The sequence below is a fragment of the Microbacterium foliorum genome, assembly GCF_006385575.1.
GTDB classification, from domain to species: Bacteria; Actinomycetota; Actinomycetes; order Actinomycetales; family Microbacteriaceae; genus Microbacterium; species Microbacterium foliorum_B.
In genome coordinates this window covers 207,042-226,925 of sequence record NZ_CP041040.1, presented here as the reverse complement: position 1 = coordinate 226,925, position 19,884 = coordinate 207,042, and the positions used below count along the sequence as shown (strand labels likewise).

Genomic DNA, 19,884 nt, shown 5'->3' with positions numbered 1-19,884 from the left:
CATGTCGACTCCCCAGAACTCGCAGAACAACACAGACCCCGCGGTCCCGCCGTCAGCGGCCGTGACCGGAGAAGCCGGCTCCTTGACCACCCACGCGGTCGTCGAGGGTCAGACGCCGGGACCGCGGCCCCGCAAACGAGGAAAGCCCGGCAGCGTGAAGGCGATGCTCCGCTCGCCGCTCGCCTGGATCACGGGCATCATCGTCATCTGGTTCGCCGCGGCGTTCCTCGTGCTGCCGAACGCCGCACTGCTCGGCGTCACGTTCTTCCCCGACGGGCAGTTCAGCATCCGTGCCGTCGAGAAACTGTTCGGCAGCGAGCGCGCGCTGAAGACGCTCGGCAACAGCTTCGTGCTCGCGATCACCCTCTCGATCACGGTCAACGTGGTCGGTGTGTTCATCGTGCTGGTGACGAAGTACTTCCAGGTGCGCGGCGCGAAGATCCTCTGGCTCGGCTATGCCACCACCCTGATCTACGGCGGCATCGTGCTGGCCGCCGGCTACAACTTCATCTACGGCCGGTTCGGGTTCTTCACGAACATGATGGTCAACTGGTGGCCCGACATGGACCGCGACTGGTTCTCGGGATACTTCGCCGTCGTCTTCGTCATGACGTTCGCGACCACGACGAACCACATGCTGTTCCTGTCGTCATCGCTCGGCAAGGTCGACTACGCGTCGATCGAGGCCGCGAAGCTGATGGGCGCCTCGACGTGGACGATCCTGCGCCGCATCGTGCTGCCGGTGATGAAACCGATGCTGTTCGCCGTGACCGTGCTGACCTTCCTGATCGGGCTCGGGGCGCTGACCGCTCCGCTCGTGCTCGGCGGGCCCGACTTCCAGACCGTGGCGCCGCTGATCATCGACCTCTCGCGCAGCCCGATCACTCGAGACATCGCGGCTCTCCTGGCGATCGTATTGGGCATCGCGACGATCATCCTGCTCGCGATCATGAACCGCTTCGAGAAGTCGGGCGTGTACTTCTCGGTCGCCAAGGTTGCGACGCCGATCCAGAAGCAGAAGATCCGCAACCCGTTCGCGAACGTCGTCGTGCACGTCGTCGCCTACCTGCTGTGGGTGATCTACCTGATCCCGGTCGTGCTGATCGTGATCTTCTCGTTCGTCGATGCGCGCAGCATCCTCGCCGGGTCCATCACGCTCGACAGCTTCACCCTCGACAACTACATCACCGTGTTCTCGAGCGCCGAGGCGATCCGTCCGTTCATCGTCAGCGTGGTCTACAGCGCCGTGGCCTCGATCGTCGTGGTCGGCGGTCTGCTGTTCGTGGCGCGGATGCTGCAGAAGCACCGCAACCTGCTGACCACCGCGATCGAGTATGTGCTGCACATCCCGTGGATCCTGCCGATCGTGCTGATCGCGCTCGCCCTGGTGACCGCGTTCGACGAGCCCCGGGCGATCGTGGGCGGACTCGTGCTCACCGGCACGCCGATCCTGCTGCTCATCGCCTACATCTGCGTGAAGATCCCGTTCACGCTGCGTCTGCTCAAGGCCGGGTTCGCGTCGGTGCCGGATTCGCTCGAAGACGCCTCGCGCATTCTCGGAGCGAAGTCGCTGACGACGTTCCGCAAGGTGCTGGTTCCGCTGGTGCTGCCGACGGCCGCGGCGATCACGGCGCTGAACTTCAACAGCCTGCTCGACGACTACGACGCGGCGATCTTCCTCTACCACCCGCTGTTCAAGCCGCTCGGTGTGGCGATTCAAGAGAGCACGCGCGGCGAGAACAATCTCGACGCGATGCCGATCACGTTCGTCTACACAGTGCTGCTGATGATCATCATGGGTGTCACCATGTATCTCGTGTATGGACGAGGTTCGCGCGCCGGAGCGCCCCGCAAGGCCAAGAAGGCTCGCGCGTGAGTTCTGTGGAGCCCGGTGGGCCTGGCTTGCGAGTCACGGTGAGCGACGTGGCGGCGGCCGCCGGGGTTTCCCGGGCGACGGCGACCCGAGCGCTGAAGGGCGAGGGGCGGTTCGCGCCCGAGACGCAGGAGCGCATCCTCGCCGAGGCCGAGCGCCTCGGATACGTGCGCAATACGATGGCCGCCGAGCTCGCCGCCGGGCGCACCGGCACGGTCGGGCTGATGCTGCGCGACGCGAGCAACCCGGCCTACGGTCTGCTGTTCTCGCGGTTGCAAGATGAAGCGCATAGGCGTGGCCTCGACCTCGTGACCGTGACGATCGGCGCCGACGAACAGGGAGCCGAGCAGGTCAACGCGCTGCACCGGCTGCTCGGCATGCGCGTCGCCGGACTGATCGTCGCGACCGGTGGCATCACGGCCGCGCAGCTCGAGCCCTTCGCCGACCAGGTGCCGATCGTGCGCGCGGGGCGCGTCGAGACGGCTGAGGGGATTCATACTGCGCACTACGACGACCCGGAGCATGGGCGGATGCTGGCGGCGCATGTGCTGTCGTTGGGGCATCGGCGCGTGGTCGTGCTCTCGGGTGCCGAGGATGTCTCGTTCGCTGAGCATCTGCGGGCTTCGGCGATGGAAGAGGCGCTGATTGCCGGCGGGGCGTCGGTGACTCTGGTGTCGGCGGGAGCGGCGCCGACCGACGGAGTGGATGAGGCGGTGGATGCCGTGCGTTCTGGGGCGACGGCAGTGATGTGCGCGTCGGACTATCGGCAGTTGGCGGTCATGCGCACCCTGCGTGCTGCGGGGCTGGCTGTGCCCGGGGATGTGAGCGTGACGGGGTGCGACGGCATCCTGCCCGGTGCGGATCTGCTGGGGCTGACCACGTTGCGGATTCCGGTCGAGGCGGTTGCCGCCGCGGCTGTGGAGACGATGCAGCGGTTGCTGACTGCGGATTCGGATTCTGATTCTGCGGAGACCGTCCGGCAGCCGTTCGTCGGAACCCTCGTGCCCGGGTCGACTGCCGCCGCCGTCTGACTTCTGTCTTGTACTTGTTCGTCGTCTCACTGGAAGAGAAATGATCCTTACCGAGCACTCTCGCCCATCGCACACTTTCGTGCACATCTCCGATACGCACCTTCCCGGTGAACGCGCACCGCTGTATGGCAGTGGGGCGGATGCCGATGCGAACCTGTCATCTGTGCTGTCGCGGTTGGTGTCTTCGGGGTTGAAGCCTGACGCCCTGTTGTTCACGGGGGATCTCGCGGATCGAGGGGACGCGTCGTCGTATCGGCGGTTGCGGGAGTTGGTGGAGCCAGCGGTGGATGCGCTGGGGTGTGAGGTGGTGTGGGCCATGGGCAACCACGACGAGCGCGGGGCGATGCGGGCGGAGTTGGGGCTTGCCGGTGGCGCTTCGGATGCTGTCGTCGAGGTGCGCTGGTTCGGTGGGATGCGGGTGATCGTGCTGGATTCGACGGTTCCCGGGCAGCACTGGGGGCGGGTCGACGAGGCTCAGTTGGAGTGGCTGTCTGCGGAGCTGTCGGCGCCTGCGCCGGAGGGTTCGCTGTTGCTGATCCATCACCCGCCGCTGCCGACGGTGCTCGACCTCGCCGTGACTGTCGAGCTGCGCGAACAGGCGGCGCTGGCTGCGGTGCTGGCGGGGTCGGATGTGCGGGGGATCCTGTCGGGGCATGTGCACCACCCGTCGTTCGGCACGTTCGCGGGGGTTCCGGTGTCGGCGGCATCGTCGAGTGCGTACGGGCAGGATCTCGCTCAGCCGGTGGGAGCGACACGCGGGCAGGATGCTGCGCAGGGGTACAACCTCGTGCACGTGTATGACGGGACCATCGTGCATTCAGTTGTGGGACTTGAGGTCGGTGCGGATGTTGGTGAGCCGGTCGCGGCCGAGGAGGCCGGGAGGCGGATTGCCGGGCGCGGGATCTCCTGGCGGGAGCGGGTCTAGCCCCTACCTATGAGCCGTCGAAATGGCGCGGATTCATCAGGTCAAGAACGTTAATGGGTCAATCGAACGTCCACTCGGGCCTCGAAAATTCTGACGGGGCGTCGATGAGACTGTAGAACCCATACTTCCCGACCCGCTCAGCGCAGTCTGAGCAACTCCAGTACTGCTGCACCGATCGAACCGGAGCCGTACGGTGATGGTACGGTCGCGACCCCTGAGCCATCGTCTGCCCATTGATACGCTTCCCAAATATGCGGGAAGCCTTCCTTCATATGAACTTCTCCGATCCGCTTTCCCGGTCTGGCGACGCCAAGCGGTTCTGATGAGTCATTGGGTATCCGCAGCCACACGTCCCAGTATCCGTCCGCGAGCTTTGCAACGGCTTGAGATCCACCGGACTCAAGCACGAAGGAACCCTGTTCAAGTAGCTTTTCGTCGCGTCCAGTGAATAGTTCTAGCGCGCCTGATTTGTCGACGTAGATGTGATAAGTCAATAGTCTCTCCACAGGATTTTTGCTGTGCAAGCCCAATTCGTTTCCCTCACCATAGCGGCACTCACGGACGCCTCGACAAGCGACCCATCGAACTCGTCATTGACGTTGCGGACGCCAGCGTTGTGTGCTCGGCAGACGCTACGCGATGACGATGACGATGACGATGACCTTGACCTTGACCTTGACCTTGACCTTGACCTTGACCTTGACCTTGACCGAGATTCTGCCCGGCCGCCTTCGGATGCAACCCGGGAAGCTCGGTCAGCGGGATGCGACTAGTAACCTCCAATGCGAGCAACCCTTCTTCGACAAAAGAGACGAGCTCCGCGAGCTTCTCTGCATCACTCCGAACGAACACGGCGACAGATGCCACCCTGATCAGCATCATCCGCTGCAGGCATCCAGGCGCTCGTGCTCACCACGACTCTCCCGCCATGCGTGATTGGCACCAGGGCGGTGAACTCGTCCGTCTCGATAGGAGCCAGGTTGAGCAGGAGGCTGACCTGCTCGGTGACGGAACTCAGAACGTCGGTCTCGGTTTGGTTGATGATCTCGTCGGCACCCGGCACAGCACTGCATTCGAACACCGCGAACCGGCCGCCGCGACGACTTAAGTATCCGCACGCTCCGCTCGGGTGATCGTTTGCCTGCGGACGGACTCAGCCGGCGCCGACGATCAACGGCAGGAGTCAGCGAATGCGGGGATGACTAGCCGGAGGATTCGTTTCGAGACCGACTCGCGCGCGCGTCTCGTCAGCCACGCGCCTATCGACGGACGCGGTCAGCACCCCGATACGCTGATCAAGATCGAGGGGCACCCCGGCTAAGTCAGAGGCTCCGGCCTCGGAGAGAGTGTGCGATGACAGGCGAGACCTTTTCTGAGAACGACTTTCGCACTCAATGGAAAGAGCAGGCGGATGAAATCGGCCGCTTTAACCTCGCTATCTTCGGCAAGACCGGCGTCGGCAAGTCCACCCTCATCAATGCGATCTTCGGCGAGGAGGTTGCCCCCACGGGAGTCGGCGACCCCGTGACCATGGATGAGCATCTCTACATCCACCGCTCTGGCTTCCTCGGCCTACTGGACACCCGCGGGCTCGAGATCGGCAAGGACACCGATGAGCTGATCAAGGAACTCAGCGAGTATCTGAAGCGAATGCGTCAGCAGCCGCTCCGTGAGCAGATCCATGTCGCCTGGTACTGCGTCCGATCGACCGACCGCCGGTTCGAGGACACCGAGGCGGAGTTCATCCGTCGCCTGCATGCGCTTGATCTGCCGGTCGTCGCGGTCTTGACGCAGGTACAGTCGCGAGCTGGCGAGTACCACACCGATGCACTGGCTCTTGCGGATCACATCGCGGCGCTCGACCTGCCGATTGTAGGGGGCCGTCCGATCCTTGTAATGTCGACTGCCGATGACTTCACCGGTCAAGTCCAGCATGGGCTCACCAACCTGGTCGATGCGACGTTTCGCGCAGCTCCCGAGGGTGTTGAAGCTGCGTTCGCTGCAGCCCAAAAGGTCGATCTGGCAAGAAAGCGCAAGCAGGCTCAAACAGCTGTCCGCGCGGCCGCCACGGCGGCGCTGACGGTCGGCGCCATCCCCATCCCTGTAGCTGACGCAGGCGTGCTCGTTCCCATACAACTCGGGATGATGGCGAGAGTAGCGGCGATCTATGGCGTCAGAGTCGACACCGCGTCGATCGCGGCAACCGCGGCAACCGTGGCCGTCTCCGCTGCTGGGCGAAGCGCTGTCGCGGGACTGCTGAAGCTCATCCCGGGAGCGGGCACGCTTGTTGGCGGTGTGATCTCGGGAGCGGTTGCCAGCTCGTTCACCCTTGCAATCGGATACGCATGGTCTGTGGTGTGCGGAGAACTTACGCAGGGCCGACTGCGCGGAGTAGACGGCGCGCTCGACAATGATCTGGTCCGTGAACTATTCCAGTCGCAGGTCGCCTTGTGGTTCAAGAAGGTGAGCGGTGGTAGGGCCTGAGCATCCTTCCGGACGAATTTCACTCTCTTAGACTCGCAACAGGTTGATCCGAGGAGCACGATGGAGAAAGAACTCAAAACGGCCGAGCGAGTGCGGATTGCGCTTGAGATCCTCGCTGAGCGAGCACCTGATGGCTCGTATGTTCCTGTTGGCGACATCTGGAGAGAATCGCTGGCCCGGGCCCCCCTCACCCCGTATGAGTCGGAGATCAACACGGCGAACAAGCCTCGAGGCGAAACAAACTGGCGCTTCGCCAGCTCCGAGTTCGTCCCGGCGGGCTGGCTGCGGAAGAACCCATCCCTCGCGGGGGAATGGGCCATCACGGCGAGCGGCCTCGCCGCACTCGATGAGCATCCGGGCAATGAGCTCTTCACCGAAGCCCAAAGGCTGAAAGCCATCAAGCGCGATAACGAACGAAACGAGATCGAGCGCGCGCTCCCGGAGCGCTGGGTGAGCGGAGATTCTAGCCAGCGAACATTGCTTGCTGCGGCCGAGGTAGTCGTCGAGGAGGGACTCCGAAGAGGGCTGTCCGCTTTCGCACCGTCTCGCGAGGTCTGGACCCCAGGGAACATTCGCGAACTGCACGCCCTATGGACGGCAGCGGAGAAGGTCGAAGGAAAGGGCTTCAATGCGAACCTCGAGCTGCAGTTCGCCGATGCGACGGACGATGTAAAGCTTCTCATGGCCGAGGTGCTGGCGTTTCAGCTGCTCCCAATCGCCAAGGTCATGGGTCACGCAAAGAAGCGAGAACGGGTGGAGTCAGTCCTTGGGGCCATGCGCCACCCTGTGGAGATTCCACGAGTCTTCGACGCCGCATTTACCGGCGGCGCCTTCAACCCCGGGCGCGGGATGCAGGGTCATATCAACCGTGCAATTACCGTCGTGTTGGATGTCCTCCTCGACTGGAGCGAACTGAGTGATGAGGAGCAGCAGCTTGCTCTCGACGACCCCCTCCGCTGGCGCGAGCTCGTCCTCGGCAAGGACGACGGATTCCCTACCCAGCGATACTCGCTGCTCTACCTTGTGCATCCCGGGTTCTTCGGACCGGTGATATCGCTTGACCATCGTGCGCGGATCCGCGACGCGTTTATCGGAGAGATCGGTGGCGATTTCTCCGATGATCCGGATGCTGACCTCCAGAAGATCGTGATTGCTCTGCAGGTAAAAGAAGGCAAGCCCATCGCTCTCTATGGCGATCTTGAGGGTCGGTGGAAGAAGGGAGACGACGTAGAGCATGAACTCGAGTCCTCTCCGCTGTCGGATCCCTCGCCCGACGTCCCACACCCGCGGGGGTTCTTGCCCTCAGAGATCAGCCTCACGGAACTCGCCGACGCCACCCACCTGCATGAAGCATGGCTCGGCAAGGTGACGAGCGCTCTCCACCGGCGCGGGCAGGTGATCCTGTACGGCCCGCCCGGAACTGGCAAGACCTACGTCGCCCGCGCCCTCGCGGACCGACTCGGCAAGCCGGGCAGCGTCATCAAGCGCATCCAGTTCCACCCCTCGTACACGTACGAGGACTTCTTCGCCGGATATCGGCCGGTGACGGATGCTGCCGGCCAGCTGTCGTTCTCTCTAACGCGCGGCCCGCTCCGCGAGATCGCGGACGAGGCGCGCAAGAACCCGGATGTTCCGCACGTGCTGATGATCGATGAGATCAACCGCGCGAACATCAGCAAAGTCTTTGGTGAGCTCTACTACCTGCTCGAGTACCGCGATGACGCCATCGACGTGCTGTATGCGGGCTCGGGTGATGACGGCGGCAAATCGTTCACCCTCCCGGCGAACGTGCTCATTATCGGCACGATGAACACCGCGGACCGATCGATCGCGCTTCTCGACTCGGCCATGCGCCGCCGCTTCTCGTTCTTCGAGCTGCACCCCGATGTCGCGCCGGTGAAGGACATCCTCGTTCGCTGGGCGGCGCACCACCCGCAGACCCTGCCAGTGGCCGAGCTTTTCGAGCGCCTCAACTCGAGCATTCGCGATCGCGAAGATCGCGTAGGTCCAAGTCATCTGCTTCGAACAGAGGACCTCCAAGAGGACGACCTGCACGCGGTGTGGGAGGAGAGCATCCTGCCGTTGCTCGAGGAGCGTCACATCGGAACCGGTGTCGACGTGCACGTGAAGTACGGGCTGAAGACGCTGCTCGCCGGTCTCGGCGCGTCTGGCGCCGAGGCGGCAGCGTCGGAGACATGACCTCGACGACGTTCGGCATCCGTGTCGAGGAGATCGCTGAGAAAGGCGAATCCTTCGTCTCGCTGACCACGTCACAGGCAGTGCGTCTGCAAGAGCTGAAGTTCTGTCGCGTGTCTCCGACAGGGGACTCGGGAATCTGGCGAATCACCGACGTCACGCGTGTGGGAGTCGTCGGTCTCGACGAACTTCGACTGATCATTAGGCCGAAGACTCCGTTGCGGAGCCTGATCTTCATGGCGTCGTACTCGGGCGTGCAGGCTGACGTGAGCCATGCTACGTTCGCCTTCGCGGCCGATCAACATCTGCCGTCGGCTCTGGCCTCAGCGCTGATCCAAGCGGTCGAGGCAGCGACGGGACGGGGGCTGCTGAAGGGCTATGTGTCCGTCGAGGAGACGGGCACGGTGATTCGGGGCCGATGGGATGTGGCGCGCCAGCTCAAGGCGCGGCCTGGCATTCCGGTCCCGGTCGAGCTGACCTACGACGACTACACCGAGGACGTCGCGGAGAACCGGATCGTCAAGGCGGCGCTGCGCGCGCTGGTGCGGCTCGAGCAGCTGCCCCGTCACATCGTCGACGAACTGGGCCCGCTGCTCGGAATGTTCTCCGAGATCTCAGATCTGCGGACTGGCGGTCGGGTGACTCTGCCGGCCGAGACTCGCTTGAACGCGCATTACCAGCCGGCGCTGCGCCTCGCGCAATGGATCCTCGAGGCGACATCGTGGGCGCACGCAGAGGGCGCGAGTTCCGGCTCGGCGTTCTTGCTCAAGGTCGCGAAGGTGTACGAGGACTTCGTCGGGTCGGTGCTGCGGGCATCGCTTAGACCCGACGGCTTCGAGGTCGATCTGCAGGTGTCGGACTGGCGGTTGGACACCGGCGGCAAAGTGAGGATGAGGCCGGACATCGTCATCTCGCATCGCGGCCGGGTTGTCGCTGTGGCGGACACGAAGTACAAGGTGTGGGGCGAGAATGATGGCTCGCCCCCGAATGCCGATGTGTACCAAGGGCTGGCATACGCGATCGCAGCGCATGTGCCCGAGGTGCATCTGCTGTATGTGTCAGGAGATGTGGAGCCGCGGCGGTACGAGATCGCGTCGACCGGGACGACGGTTGTTGCGCATGCGGTGGATGCGAGCGGCGGGCCGGAGGAGTTGGTCACACGGGTTGCAGAGCTGGGGCGTGCGCTCGTCGCGTCGGTGGGCTCTGACCAGAATGCGCAGAAGCGATGATCCTTTCACGAATCACTGACGCGCCATGATCAGCACATGCGTATCGAGCTTTCCTCCCCATCCGCGAACACAAACGGAACGAAGTACAGGTGACACGAGGTCCCGACTTCGCCGCCGGACCAGAGCAATCACGTAAGTTGTTTATACAAGCAACACCACTGCACCCCAGAAGAGAGTCATGACCGCCGCACCCCTCAGGCCAGACGGTCAAGCTTTTACCGTGGCCTCGCGTGATGAACTGAGCGAAGAGCTCATCAAGTCACGCGAACGAGTGAAAGCTCACGGCGAGGTATTTACTCCTCGCCGCATGGTGGAGCAGATGCTCGATCTGGTGTGTGCTGAGCTGGAGACCGGGCCGGGGTTCGTCGACAAGACCTTCTTTGAGCCGAGCGCTGGAGACGGCAACTTCTTGATCGCGATTCTGCGGCGCAAGCTTCACGCCATCGAGAAGCGCTATCAGCCGGAGTTCTGGCCGACCGAGTCGCTCTTCGCGCTCGCGTCGATCTACGGTGTTGAGCTGCTGGAAGACAATCTGATCGCGGCACGCGCTGGACTGCTCGCTGAGTTCGCTGCGTTCCATGCAGCCCATGGCGTGGTCTGCAGCTCCCGCACGAACATGTACCGCTCAGCGGTGTACCTCATCGGTGCGAACGTTGCGCTGGGAGACACGCTCACAGGCCTCGATGCCAACGGCGAGCCGATTGAGTTCTCATGGTGGCACCGGGTACTCAACGTGCCCGGCCTCGTGCAGCGCGATCCGTTCACTCTTGCCTCGCTTCGTGGAGCAGGTGTCGGCGCTTTCGACTTCACGGTCTACGCGACCTACCAGCAGTGCCGAATCGACCAAGTTCACAAGGAAGTGAGAGCCGATGACTAGCCCGGACATCAAGACCTACCGAGAAATCACCCCGTTAATCTACTCGTGGTCGACGCCTGACATCCCGAAATACGACGGCTGGGAGAAGATCGGCTACACGGAGCAGGACAGTGCCGCCACGCGCATCAACCAGCAGGCTTCGCAGCTGTCCGTGGCCAAGGTGCAGAACTGGTCGCGTCGCGCCCTCTTCACCTCGGAAGCGGGCGGCGCATTCCGCGATGGCGACTTCCACGCGTATCTGCGTCAGGTCGGCGTGGAGCGCGAGCTCAAGCCCGAGCGCACCGAATGGCACAAGTTCAGGGGCGCGTCGAAGTCTTCTCTCGACTACTTCAACTCGTTCGCAGGCCAGGATTTCTCTGACTTCCAGATGGTGGGCGAGGACGACTATGAGTTGCGCCCCGAACAGCGCGCTGCGGTCGAGCAAGCGCTCTCGGTGTTCAACGAGGGCGGCAATGAAGTCCTGTGGAACGCCAAGCCGCGGTTCGGAAAGACGCTCACGACCTATGATCTGATGCGGAAGATCGGCGCAAGGAAGGTGCTCATCGTCACAAACCGGCCCGCGATCGCCAACTCGTGGTTCGACGACTTCTCCCGCTTCATCGGGCACCAGACGACGTATAAGTTCGTGTCTGAGTCGCCGTCGCTCGCCTCACGCTCTGCGATGACGCGCGATCAGTGGGTGAAGCACCTTGCAGATGACGCGAGCGAAGACCCTAGGATCGTCGAATTCGTCTCCCTCCAGGACCTCAAGGGCTCGCAGTACTTTGGCGGGGTTCACAGGAAGCTTCGGCACATCGCTGACTTTGAGTGGGACCTGTTGGTCATCGACGAGGCCCATGAGGGTGTCGATACGACAAAGACCGATGTCGCGTTCGACCAGATCACTCGCGCGTGGACGCTGCACCTTTCTGGCACCCCGTTCAAAGCGTTGAGCTCTGGGCGGTTCGGTAACGAGCAGATCTTCAACTGGACGTATGAGGACGAGCAGATGGCTCGCGAGAACTGGGACGACGATGCCGTAGAGAATCCGTACGGCGCTCTCCCACGCCTCAACATGCTCACATACCAGATCTCGCGGATGATCACGGATCAACTTGCCGTCGGTGTTGCCAGCGACGAGGATGGCGCGAACATCGACTACACGTTCGATCTGAACGAGTTCTTCAGCACGAAGGACAGCGGCTTCTTCGAGCACGAGGCGGAGGTCATAAAGTTCCTCGATTGTCTCGCGACGAACGAGAAGTACCCGTTCTCGACTCCCGAGCTGCGCGATGAAATCCGTCACTCGTTCTGGCTGCTGAACCGGGTGGCCTCTGCGAAGGCGCTCCGGCGTCTCCTGAAGAACCATCCCGTGTTTAAGGACTACGAGGTCGTCCTCGCTGCTGGTGATGGGCGCAACGACGATGCCGATCTGGCTGTTGTCGGGAAGTCGTTGGACACCGTGCGCGGCGCGATCGACGCAGCCGAGAACGTCGGCGGCAGGACGATCACACTGTCGGTTGGGCAGCTCACGACGGGCGTCACTGTACCCGAATGGACTGCAGTCATCATGCTGTCGAATCTCTCGTCGCCGGCGCTCTACATGCAGGCGGCGTTCCGTGCGCAGAACCCGTGCACGTTCGAGCGCGCCGGCACGGTGTTCCAGAAGAAGAATGCGTACATCTTCGACTTCGCTCCCGAGCGCACGCTCACGATCTTCGACGCGTTCGCCAACAACCTCAGCTCGACCCCGTCGGGCGACCAGAGCGTACGACAGGAGAACATTCGTGAGCTCCTGAACTTCTTCCCCGTCATCGGTGAAGATTCCGAGGGCCGAATGGTTGAGCTCGATGCCGCACAGGTATTGACCTTCCCGCAGGTCTACAAAGCTCGTGAAGTCGTTCGCCGTGGATTCCTCTCGAACCTTCTGTTCGCCAACGTGGCGGGAATCTTCCGGTACTCGGAGCACGTCAAGGAAATCCTGGAGAAGCTGCCGGAGGCGAAGCAGGGCAAGACGAAGTCGGGTGGCACTATCGGCCTCCCGGAGCCGGCCCCTTCCTTTGACCCGGACGGCAACGTCCAGGTCGACGTCGAGACCGTCATCAATCCCAAGGTTGCGGAGCTCGGCAAGCCCGTCTGGCGCATCGAGGACATCGCGCCGGTTGATCGCGAGGGGTCGCCGCTGGCCACCGCTCGACAGGTCGCGAAGCTGGTGAACGATAAGGTCCGCGAGATTCGTGACAAGCTCGCCCAGGAGTACGGACTCTCAGCCAAGCAGGTCGAGCGGGATGAGAAGCAGACCGAGGCCCGTGTGATGGCTGACGTCGAGCGCGTTCTCACGGAGCGAAGCATCGCTGAGAAGCGATTCGAGGATGCGTTGGAGGATGCCGCCACTGAAGCGGACGCTGCGGCCATCGTGCAGGACAAGGTTGCGCACGATGAGTCGTTCAACGCCGACATCCTCGCGCTGGTGAATGCGCGCACCGACGCGATCACTCACGACGTCGTGAGCCGTGAAGAGACGAAGAAGGAACAGAAGCGCGCGAACCAGACGATGGATGACGCGCGCTCGCACCTGCGCGGGTTCTCACGCACGATCCCGATGTTCCTCATGGCGTACGGGGACCGAGATCTTCGTCTGGCGAACTTCGATGACTACACACCTGACCACGTCTTCGAGGAGATCACCGGCATCACTGAGGCTGACTTCCGCGTGTTGCGCGATGGGCAGGACGTCACCGAGGAGGATGGCACTGTTGTTTCGATCCCGGGGATGTTCGATGAGGCAGTCTTCGACAAGGCCGTGCAGGAGTTCCTCGACAAGAAAGAGGCGCTCGCTGATTACTTCGACGAGTCGCAGACTGAGGACATCTTCGCGTATATCCCGCACCAGAAGACGTCGCTGGTCTTCACCCCCCGCGTGGTTGTCGAGACGATGGTCGATGCGCTGGAGTCGGATAACCCTGGCATCTTCTCGGACGAGTCGAAGACATTCGCTGACCTCTTCTCGACCGCCGGCCTGTTCCTGATGGAGCTAGTGCGACGCCTCGATGCGGGTCTTGCGGACAAAATCCCCGACCGCGAAGAACGCCTGCGCCACATTCTCACGAAGCAGATCTTCGAGATGAGCCACAACGAGCTGCTGCACAAGATCACGATCGAGTCGGTCTCGGGCGGCGTGTCAGAGCGTCGCGAATGGCTTCAGGAATCCGGACACTTCAGGTTCGGTGACATCACCAGGATGAGTGCCCAGGAGCGCGAGCAGATCGTCGACGAGATGTTGACGGAAGGAAACTGATCATGAGCAAGAAGTTCGACGTCGTCATCGGCAACCCTCCCTACCAAGAGGAAGCTCAGGGCGACGCAACCAACCAGATGCCTATCTACCACCGCTTCATGGAGGCGGCCTACGAAGTAGGCGAGAAGGCGGTACTTATCACTCCCGCCCGGTTCCTGTTCAACGCCGGGTACACGCCGAAGGCCTGGAATGCAAAGATGCTAGAAGATCCGCATCTCACGGTTCCCCATTACGTGCCCGACAGTGCTTCCCTCTTTCCCGGAACTGACATCAAGGGTGGTGTCGTGGTCACGTATCGCGACACCACGCGTACCGGCGAGCCGATCGGAATCTTCACCAAGTACCCCGAGCTGAACTCGATCATCCACAAGCTCACTGAACAGCACAGCTCGTCGCTGGTGTCTCTCGGAATCTCAAATGATCGCGTCTACCGCTACACGCAAACCATGCACAACGAGCATCCTCAACTGCGAGCGCTGATGTCGGGCGGGAATCAGTTCAAGTTGGACTCGCGAGCGTTCGAGCGTCTCGCTGCGGTCTTCTTTGAAGAGAGGCCCACTGATGGCGCCGAATACATGCGCGTTCTTGGGCTCGATGGCAGGAAGCGCTCGTATCGCTGGATCCGTAGCGACTACATCACGGGCCCCGTTGCGCTTTTCAAGCACAAAGTCGCGCTGCCAAAGGCAAACGGGTCTGGAGCATTCGGCGAGACGCTTGCTCCCCCGATCGCGTTGGAGCCCGCGACGGCAGTGACAGGCACGTTCATCACCATCGGCGCCTTCGATACTCAGGCCCAGGCGGAGGCGTGCCTCAAGTACGTGAAGTCCAAGTTCGCGCGCACCTTGCTTGGCGTGTTGAAAGTCACGCAGGACAATCTTGCGCGCGTCTGGGAGTATGTGCCGGCTCAAGACTTCACGACCGGGTCGGAGATCGACTGGTCGAGATCGATCCCCGAGATTGACCAACAGCTTTACGCGAGGCACAAGCTCGACCCCAACGAAATCGCCTTCATCGAGTCACACGTCAAGCCCATGGTGTGACGACGACCGAGAACCGCGATCAGACGTCCGGCGCGACGATGCCGGAGATTGCGGTCAAAATCGCGATTCGCGCATCGCGTGCCCCTGGATCCAACGCGAGCTTGCCAAGCGTGCGGACGCCTCTCGACCCACGGTCGCGCGAATTGAGCGCGGCGACGACGTATCGACGGCGCCTTTAGCGAAGGTGGCCGCGGTGCTAGGACTGGCGGTCGCATTGCCTGCATCAAGGAACGATCTCGATGTCGGTGGTTCGTGACACGATCTCATTTGTCGAGATTCATCTCGGCACACGTAGCTTTCTAGGGAGCCTCTCTTGGCTAAGCGCGCATTCATTAGTCTTAACTACGACAACAAGGCACGTCTGAAGGACCTGCTCGTCGGTCAGGCAAAGAACCCTGAAACGCCGTTCGAGATCGCGGACTGGCCCATTAAAACCGCGTGGCCAAACTGGAGGGCCGAGGCCCGACGTCGCGTCAAGGCCGCGGGGCTGGTCATCGTCCTATGCGGACAGAACACACACCCGGTTGGCGTAGCCGAGGAATTGCGCATCGCAGAGGAAGAGGGCGTGCCCTACTTCCTGCTCGCGGGCTACAAGACTGGCAGCGCGAAGCCGAGCACCGCAACCGCTAGCGACAAGCTCTTCACATGGACCTGGGACAACCTGAAAGCCCTCGTGGGCGGCCCACGTTGATCTTGAGGCGTCGGCAGACTCTAGCTCCGTCGCCCGACCCTCGGGTGATGGAGATCTACAAGTTGGCGGTCGAGATGGCGGACCGCATGTCCGCGCGGCGTGCGCTCGCAAATGCTTCCTTCTTGGCGGTGAACACGATGCTTGTCGCTGTAGTGGGTTTGCGCAGCGAGACCGACGTGCCGGCCCTGTTGCCGATCTCGGTCTGCGTGGCCGGCATCGCAGTCGCTGCATGTTGGTGGTTTCTCCTGCGCAACTACCGGAAGCTAAGCGAGGCGAAGTTCGCGGTGATCAACCAGATCGAGGCGGACCACCTGCCGGTGAAACCGTTCCTTGAGGAGTGGGCCGTGCTCAGCGAGGGTGATGCGCCAGAGGTGCGTCTCGTGAAGGTGAAGGCCGGCCTCCGTCAACTTGGCAACGTCGAGCGGATCGTGCCGATAGTGTTCGGGCTGTTGTACGTGACGCTCTTGGCTGGGAGGCTGTTGCCACGGTGAACTATCTGGCCGCCGATGCCGCGCGCATACGTTCTGCGCTCCCCGAGGACAGCTCCGTGCAGGATGGAGCCGAGCGACTTTTCTTGACCTGCGCCGTACTCATGCGCGCGAAGGGCATCAATGTGCAAGCAGAGGATGTCCACGACGCTTGGTCGGCGTGGATGCTCGGTATCAACCCAAGACACGAGTCGATCGAGCCCTACTCCGAACTGGATGAAACGACGCGCCCAAAGGACGAACCTTTTCTGATCGCCATCCGTCGGGCAGCCGCAGAGTCGCACGACTAGTCGCACCAGACATGGGTGTCCCAGCGAGCGCGGGCGCCAACGCGTCAAGGCTAAGTGGGCGAACTGCGGCTCGAGGTTAGCCTGATACTGATGGCGTTTGACCCGAGGTCCGTCCCGGTGAGCGCCCCGCACGTAAATCATCGAGAATGTCGCCGCCGGTGGCGGCGGATGCTGAGGCGTCTTCGAGATCGGACACCCCAAAGCTCGCCACGCGTCGGTCCGCCAGAAGCCGGTGCGGGGACATCAGAGTACCCGCCAATGGACGGGCTGCCCTCGCTGTGAGCACACGATCGCGTTCGGGTTTACACTGTTTCATAAGTAGACGCACCGTTGCGAAACCTAAGCCCAAGGAGCACCCTCATGGCCCTCACCGCGCACTCCACCATCGGCGACTGGCTGAACGACCCGACCGGCGGGCCGCTCATCCGCGCGCTCTTCGAGCAGACGGACGCTGACCCCGAGCTCCTCACCCCCGTGCTCGGACTGCCGCTGCAGCAGCTCGTCGCGATGAGCCAGGGACAGCTGCCGCAGTCCGTCGTCGACGACCTCGTGCGCGCAGCCAACGGCGGCGAGATCCCCGAGGCCGACGAGTCGGAGGGCTGGATCGAGAAGCCCACCACCGGACGTTTTGCCGGCAAGACCGTGATCGTCACGGGTGCGGCGTCCGGAATCGGCAAGGCCACCGCATCCCGCATCGCCCGCGAAGGCGGACGCGTCATCGCTTCCGACATCGCCGCCGACAAGCTCGACGCGCTGAAGGCCGAGCTGCCGGATGCCGACATCACCACCGTCGCCGGAGACCTCACCAAGCAGGACGCGATCGACGCCGTCATCGCCGCCGCGGGCGACCGCATCGACGCCCTCGCGAACGTCGCCGGCATCAACGACGACTTCTCCCCCGCAGGCGAGACGACGGATGCCGTCTGGGACCGCGTCATCGCCATCAACCTCACCGCCCCGTTCAAGCTCATGCGCGCGGTGCTCCCGATCATGGAGAAGGCCGGCCGCGGCTCAATCCTCAACGTCTCGAGCGAAGCGGGTCTGCGCGGCAACGCGTCGGGCAACGCCTACACGGCCAGCAAGCACGGCATCGTCGGCGTCACGAAGTCCGCGGCCTTCATGTACGGACCGAAGGGCATCCGCGTGAACTCCGTCGCTCCGGGCGGCGTCGCCACCGGCATCCCGATGCCCCCGAACATGTCGGAGTACGGCTCCGGCCGCCTGGCCCCGTTCCAGCAGGCGATCCCGACGGTCGCGACCGCCGAGCACCTCGCCGCATCGATCACGTTCCTGCTGTCGGACGACGCCGTGAACATCAACGGTGCGGTGCTGGCATCCGATGGTGGATGGTCGGTGCAGTAAGCAGCCCGATGACCACGCCCCTCCCGACCCGAACGGGAGGGGCCCTCCTCATTTCAATAAACTGTCATCCTTGCGGGCTCAACTCACTGATTGCGAAACATCTTCGGCTTTGGCACTCTGGCTCGGCGCAGATGACGCCTGTTGCTCCCTCCGCTCGCCCGTACGAACAACGTCGAGCGCTTTATGGAACATCCTGTGCACGTGAAACCACTCGCAACGGTCCACGGTTGACTCAGACTCCACGAGAAGAGCGTCGTCGGCGAAGAACAGCGGTGCGGCGCTTCCTGTAAGCGCACAACCCACAAGTCCAATTCGGTAAAGTAACGCCAGCAGCGGTTGGTAAAGCTCATTCCAGGAAGCTTCGCCAGCGCTAGATTCCCACATTGCGCGTGACAGATCCGTCATCCACCTCACACCCGTGAACTCTGGAGCAGTCATAAGCAGCATGCACTCATCGAGGCGATCCTGAAACTCGTCTCTGGTCATTCGTGCCGGTGCGCCGCGAAACTTGACGACAACTTGGTCGATTCCTGGGTAAGTTTGCTTCCATTCGTCGCGGAGTGCGAGCAACCGATTGGCGGAGTACTGCCGCTCAGCCGCTTGGATGTCTTCCCAACTCAGCCGGTGCTTCCCCGCTGCTACAGCGAAGCACTGGTTGGCGAAGGCGATCGCGTCGCGGGGCCGAAGCAAAGTGCGCTGCAGGATGTACTGGATGGGATTCCCGCGCGTGTTATTGGAATGGGGCGTGAGGTCACGAAATGACTTGGCAGTGAGATTCGACGATTCAGCCGCAAGCTTGACGCGTTCATCAAGAACTTCCTCGAGCAATGGCTTAGTCCACCTCATCTCAAGCACCAGAGCTCGGAACTTCTCTTCTTGCCCACCGCTAGCAGCAAAATCCAGCTCTTGAAAAATGTTGGATCGCAGGGCGACGACGATCTTCAAGTTCGCGACGCGTTGCATGTCGAGCACCGTTCGGAATAGACAACGAATGAGGTCATTCGACAGTCGTTCATCCACCCAGTCTCTGTCGAGATCGTCTATCACAACATACGTAAAGTTCGCTTCATCCAGAATCTCGTCGTTGAGGACCGTGAGCATCTGATTCAGTTTTGACAACTGCGTTTCGTTAACAATGCGCTGGTAGCGGTCGGCCATCTCCGACTTGGATTCAGTTGTCTGTTCGGTGGCAGAAGAGACGGCGCCCTTCACACCGAAGGACGCCACTGAAGCGGAGACGCTCCCATCGACGCCCAACCGTTCCGTGAACCTGTCGGTTATCTCACGAACTCTCTCATCGGCGTCACACCAGAACTTTCCTTCAAACTCGTCAAGATAGTCGAGTGCGGCTTGCTTCCCGGGCTGCCTAACCAGTCGTTCCTTCAGTCCCACGAGAAATCGCTGCTTTGTCTCGGGCGAGGTGACACCGTATCGGTGGCGGATGATTTCGACGAGAAGTACGTGCTTCCACAGCGCGATCCAGAAGAGATCAAGCTTCACGTCGAGCGAGTCCATGTACCGAATCACCTGAAGATCAGTGATGTAAGGCAGGGATAAGTCTTCAGGCGTGATCCGAATCACATGGTCCGGCTCAGTGTCTTCGAGGTGCTGAAGCGCCGCGGACTTGCCGGACCCGGTTCGGCCGATCAGAAAACACCGAGGGTCGCGGCGATCGGCGATCACCTCATACAGTCCCGATTCTACGAACGCTTCACCGGCGAGCGGGTCTGCCTCTGCCTGCTCGCCTCCCAGTGTGAAGCCGGCCTTGATTCGTGCAGTCTTGGTCGCCATGTGTTCCCCTTCGAACGTGGTTCATCACATGATGCCGCAAGAACAGACAGCAGAGGCGCATACCTGTTTACGCCGCCGCCGGACGAAGTGCTCTGCGCCTGCTCGTATGTCGCGAGCCTGGGGCATCCCTTCTGGACCCGGAGGACTACCCACCAAGTAGACGTAGGACACATCGCCGCACAGAGTCTCTAGACCGTGGTGCAGGCGCGCGACCGGATCCCGATGCGGTGGGACGCGAGGTGTACCGCGACTCTTTCCATCTCGCTTCGTCCCAGGCTGCAGCAAAACGACAAGTGACGATCGGCAGTTCAGGTGCTGGCGTGCGGTCGC

The 19,884-nt window shown here is 62.2% G+C and carries 17 protein-coding genes; 14 read left to right on the top strand and 3 right to left on the bottom strand.

The genetic code is table 11. The annotated features are described in order from the left end of the window. Window position 1: 1 nt before the first annotated feature. The 3 genes from FIV50_RS01135 (at window position 2) to FIV50_RS01125 (ending at window position 3,829) form a co-directional block, all read left to right on the top strand. Entirely contained in the window at window positions 2-1,876 is a 1,875-nt protein-coding gene (locus FIV50_RS01135) for an ABC transporter permease (RefSeq protein ID WP_308810382.1), read from the top strand. Continuing rightward, complete coding sequence (locus tag FIV50_RS01130; RefSeq protein WP_140035823.1) at window positions 1,873-2,904, top strand: LacI family DNA-binding transcriptional regulator; 1,032 nt, start codon at window positions 1,873-1,875, stop codon at window positions 2,902-2,904. The genes FIV50_RS01135 and FIV50_RS01130 overlap by 4 nt, the downstream gene beginning before the upstream one ends. A gap of 79 nt (window positions 2,905-2,983) precedes the next feature. After that, window positions 2,984-3,829 (top strand): metallophosphoesterase, encoded by an 846-nt coding sequence (locus FIV50_RS01125; protein ID WP_258184361.1) that lies wholly within the window; start codon window positions 2,984-2,986, stop codon window positions 3,827-3,829. A gap of 137 nt (window positions 3,830-3,966) precedes the next feature. On the opposite strand, the gene FIV50_RS01120 is transcribed toward FIV50_RS01125, so the two are convergent. Together FIV50_RS01120 and FIV50_RS01110 are read right to left on the bottom strand one after the other, a co-directional pair. After that, the gene (locus FIV50_RS01120) at window positions 3,967-4,323 is read right to left on the bottom strand and encodes a hypothetical protein (RefSeq protein WP_140035821.1); all 357 of its coding nucleotides are present in this window, start codon (window positions 4,321-4,323) and stop codon (window positions 3,967-3,969) included. Window positions 4,324-4,664: 341 nt separating this feature from the next. Beyond that, window positions 4,665-4,892, bottom strand: coding sequence for a hypothetical protein (locus FIV50_RS01110; protein WP_140035819.1), 228 nt, complete (start codon window positions 4,890-4,892; stop codon window positions 4,665-4,667). Window positions 4,893-5,182: 290 nt separating this feature from the next. On the opposite strand from FIV50_RS01110, the gene FIV50_RS01105 reads away from it, so the two are divergent. From FIV50_RS01105 to FIV50_RS01055, 11 genes are all read left to right on the top strand, one after another. Continuing rightward, on the top strand, window positions 5,183-6,313 hold the full coding sequence (locus FIV50_RS01105) for a GTPase family protein (protein ID WP_140035818.1): 1,131 nt from the start codon (window positions 5,183-5,185) through the stop codon (window positions 6,311-6,313). Window positions 6,314-6,373: 60 nt separating this feature from the next. Further along, complete coding sequence (locus tag FIV50_RS01100) at window positions 6,374-8,512, top strand: McrB family protein (protein WP_140035817.1); 2,139 nt, start codon at window positions 6,374-6,376, stop codon at window positions 8,510-8,512. Beyond that, window positions 8,509-9,738, top strand: a complete 1,230-nt coding sequence (locus FIV50_RS01095) for an McrC family protein (protein WP_140035816.1) — start codon at window positions 8,509-8,511, stop codon at window positions 9,736-9,738. Before FIV50_RS01100 ends, FIV50_RS01095 begins: the two co-directional genes overlap by 4 nt. A 178-nt stretch (window positions 9,739-9,916) precedes the next feature. Then, on the top strand, window positions 9,917-10,615 hold the full coding sequence (locus tag FIV50_RS01090; RefSeq protein ID WP_140035815.1) for a methylase: 699 nt from the start codon (window positions 9,917-9,919) through the stop codon (window positions 10,613-10,615). Next, a complete protein-coding gene (locus tag FIV50_RS01085; protein WP_140035814.1) occupies window positions 10,608-13,892 on the top strand; it encodes a DEAD/DEAH box helicase in 3,285 nt (1,094 codons plus the stop codon). Before FIV50_RS01090 ends, FIV50_RS01085 begins: the two co-directional genes overlap by 8 nt. Window positions 13,893-13,894: 2 nt before the next feature. Then, window positions 13,895-14,932, top strand: a complete 1,038-nt coding sequence (locus FIV50_RS01080) for an Eco57I restriction-modification methylase domain-containing protein (protein ID WP_140035813.1) — start codon at window positions 13,895-13,897, stop codon at window positions 14,930-14,932. Further along, window positions 14,850-15,188, top strand: a complete 339-nt coding sequence (locus tag FIV50_RS17825) for a helix-turn-helix transcriptional regulator (protein WP_258184360.1) — start codon at window positions 14,850-14,852, stop codon at window positions 15,186-15,188. Before FIV50_RS01080 ends, FIV50_RS17825 begins: the two co-directional genes overlap by 83 nt. A gap of 57 nt (window positions 15,189-15,245) precedes the next feature. Then, window positions 15,246-15,623, top strand: coding sequence for a hypothetical protein (locus FIV50_RS01070; RefSeq protein WP_140035812.1), 378 nt, complete (start codon window positions 15,246-15,248; stop codon window positions 15,621-15,623). A 47-nt stretch (window positions 15,624-15,670) separates the two neighbouring features. Further along, entirely contained in the window at window positions 15,671-16,114 is a 444-nt protein-coding gene (locus tag FIV50_RS01065) for a RipA family octameric membrane protein (protein WP_140035811.1), read from the top strand. After that, entirely contained in the window at window positions 16,111-16,401 is a 291-nt protein-coding gene (locus FIV50_RS01060) for a DUF7701 domain-containing protein (RefSeq protein WP_140035810.1), read from the top strand. Before FIV50_RS01065 ends, FIV50_RS01060 begins: the two co-directional genes overlap by 4 nt. Before the next feature lie 360 nt (window positions 16,402-16,761). Then, entirely contained in the window at window positions 16,762-17,763 is a 1,002-nt protein-coding gene (locus tag FIV50_RS01055; protein WP_140035809.1) for an SDR family NAD(P)-dependent oxidoreductase, read from the top strand. A gap of 78 nt (window positions 17,764-17,841) precedes the next feature. Here FIV50_RS01055 and FIV50_RS01050 read toward each other — a convergent pair whose 3' ends face one another. Further along, entirely contained in the window at window positions 17,842-19,554 is a 1,713-nt protein-coding gene (locus FIV50_RS01050; RefSeq protein ID WP_140035808.1) for a P-loop ATPase, Sll1717 family, read from the bottom strand. Between the last annotated feature and the right edge of the window lie 330 nt (window positions 19,555-19,884).